Origin of the sequence: Methanosarcina sp. KYL-1, assembly GCF_024372725.1 — an archaeon.
Taxonomy (GTDB): domain Archaea; phylum Halobacteriota; class Methanosarcinia; order Methanosarcinales; family Methanosarcinaceae; genus Methanosarcina.
The window spans coordinates 1-1,438 of record NZ_VOUA01000063.1 but is presented as its reverse complement, the minus strand read 5'-3'; the positions used below and the strand labels follow the sequence as shown (position 1 = coordinate 1,438).

Below are 1,438 nucleotides of genomic sequence, written 5' to 3'. Positions count from 1 at the left end.
CTTTTCCTTTATTTCAGGGAGTTTGTTCTGCTGTTCTACGTACCTGACACGCCTGTTCTCTTTTTTCCATGCTTCCTGTCTTTCGGTCAGAGCAAAATTATAGGTCAACCTGCAGAGGTTAGATATAATCCAGAGAACATCGACCTGTTTTTCTGCAGGATGGATTTTGATCTTTTCAGTCAGTTGCATGGACTATTAATAATATGTCACTTTGCATATATATAAACGTCTTTGAACAATTGATAGAAAGTTAATCAATTGTAGTATCGGGAAGTTGACGGCTTTCATCACCCACCTGTCGGGCTACGCCCTCCGAGGAAGGGGACTTCCCGCCTTAGAGTTAAAGGGCCACGCTGAAAGCCTTTTTCGTTCTCAAATTTCAGGTCCCTCAATTTCCAGGCCCCCCAATTTCCAGGTCCCCCAACTTCCAGGTCCCCCAACTCCCAGACTCCAAAATTTCCAGGTTCCTGGCCGGGCCTCTTCTTAATCCCCTATTTTATCTCCGCAGGCGGGAAGAGCCTGTGGACTTGTGGAGGTTGCTCCGGAGTATGAAGCAGGAAGCTCCTTCCTCAAAAACCTGAGCCGGAAGGCAAAGGTTTTAGGGAGGGGTAGTTCACCTTATTCTTCATTCCGGCTCTTCATCCTGAATATTATCAGAGTTCAGGTTAAGTATTTTAGCGAAAAAGATGATACTATAAAATAAAACCGGCAACTGTAAGAAGGGGGATTATATGGCAGGAGTAATGAGTTCCGAGCTACTGAAAGCGCAGGAAGAGAACGTCACATCCATGTGTATCTGCCCTGACTGCCCTTCCTGGGTGGAATGCGGAGAAAAAGGCGGATTTTGTTTTGAGACCATAGAGAAAAGCAGGTGCATAAGCGAAGAAAACGGCTGCATTTGCCTGGGCTGCCCGGTAGCCATCAGTTTCGGGTTTGAATACATGTACTACTGCACGAAAGGTTCGGCAAAAGAGCAGAGCAAGTGAACCTTCGGACCATAATTTTTACTTTATTTATTTTTTTAATTTATTTTTTTAATTTTTTTCACTTTATTTATTTTACTTTTTTTACTTTTTTCACTTTATTTTTTTACTCTTTTTACTTTTTTTACTTTTTTACTTTTTTTTACTTTTTTTTACTTTTTTTACTTTTTTACTTTTTTTTACTTTTTTAACTCTATTTCATATTTACCCGTAGGCCTCCAACCGGAACAGAAGCCGGTCCTTAAAGGAAGCCCGGAAAAGAGTTGATCCGGGACAAAAAGCCCGGATCCTGGCGGCGAAATTGTTTCACCGGAAGGTAGTGATGCTCAGAATACAAGCCCGAGGTCTTCGAGCTTCTTCCTTGCTCCGTCGTAGACCTGCATGTATTCGTCAGTTGGGGTGACGGTCTTGACGTCGTAGCATTCCTGGAAGGTCTTTCCTGCAGGTGCGTTTGC

The 1,438-nt window shown here is 43.0% G+C and carries 4 protein-coding genes; 2 read left to right on the top strand and 2 right to left on the bottom strand.

Annotation, left to right across the window (positions count from 1 at the left end; genetic code table 11):
* Nucleotides 1-189: helix-turn-helix domain-containing protein (locus FTO70_RS17890; RefSeq protein ID WP_255337127.1), on the bottom strand; the 189-nt coding region annotated here is incomplete at its 3' end.
* Between the two features lie 340 nt (nucleotides 190-529).
* Here FTO70_RS17890 and FTO70_RS17885 point away from each other — a divergent pair.
* Both FTO70_RS17885 and FTO70_RS17880 read left to right on the top strand, forming a co-directional pair.
* On the top strand, nucleotides 530-703 hold the full coding sequence (locus tag FTO70_RS17885; protein WP_255337126.1) for a hypothetical protein: 174 nt from the start codon (nucleotides 530-532) through the stop codon (nucleotides 701-703).
* A gap of 28 nt (nucleotides 704-731) precedes the next feature.
* Nucleotides 732-986, top strand: a complete 255-nt coding sequence (locus FTO70_RS17880; protein WP_255337125.1) for a DUF2769 domain-containing protein — start codon at nucleotides 732-734, stop codon at nucleotides 984-986.
* Nucleotides 987-1,309: 323 nt separating this feature from the next.
* On the opposite strand, the gene FTO70_RS17875 is transcribed toward FTO70_RS17880, so the two are convergent.
* On the bottom strand, nucleotides 1,310-1,438 hold a 129-nt coding region (locus FTO70_RS17875), incomplete at its 5' end, for a monomethylamine:corrinoid methyltransferase (RefSeq protein WP_255336840.1).

Coding starts and splice junctions, on each gene's coding strand:
- FTO70_RS17880 (WP_255337125.1), top strand. CDS start 732: ATGGCAGGAGTAATGAGTTCCGAGCTACTGAAAGCGCAGGAAGAGAAC.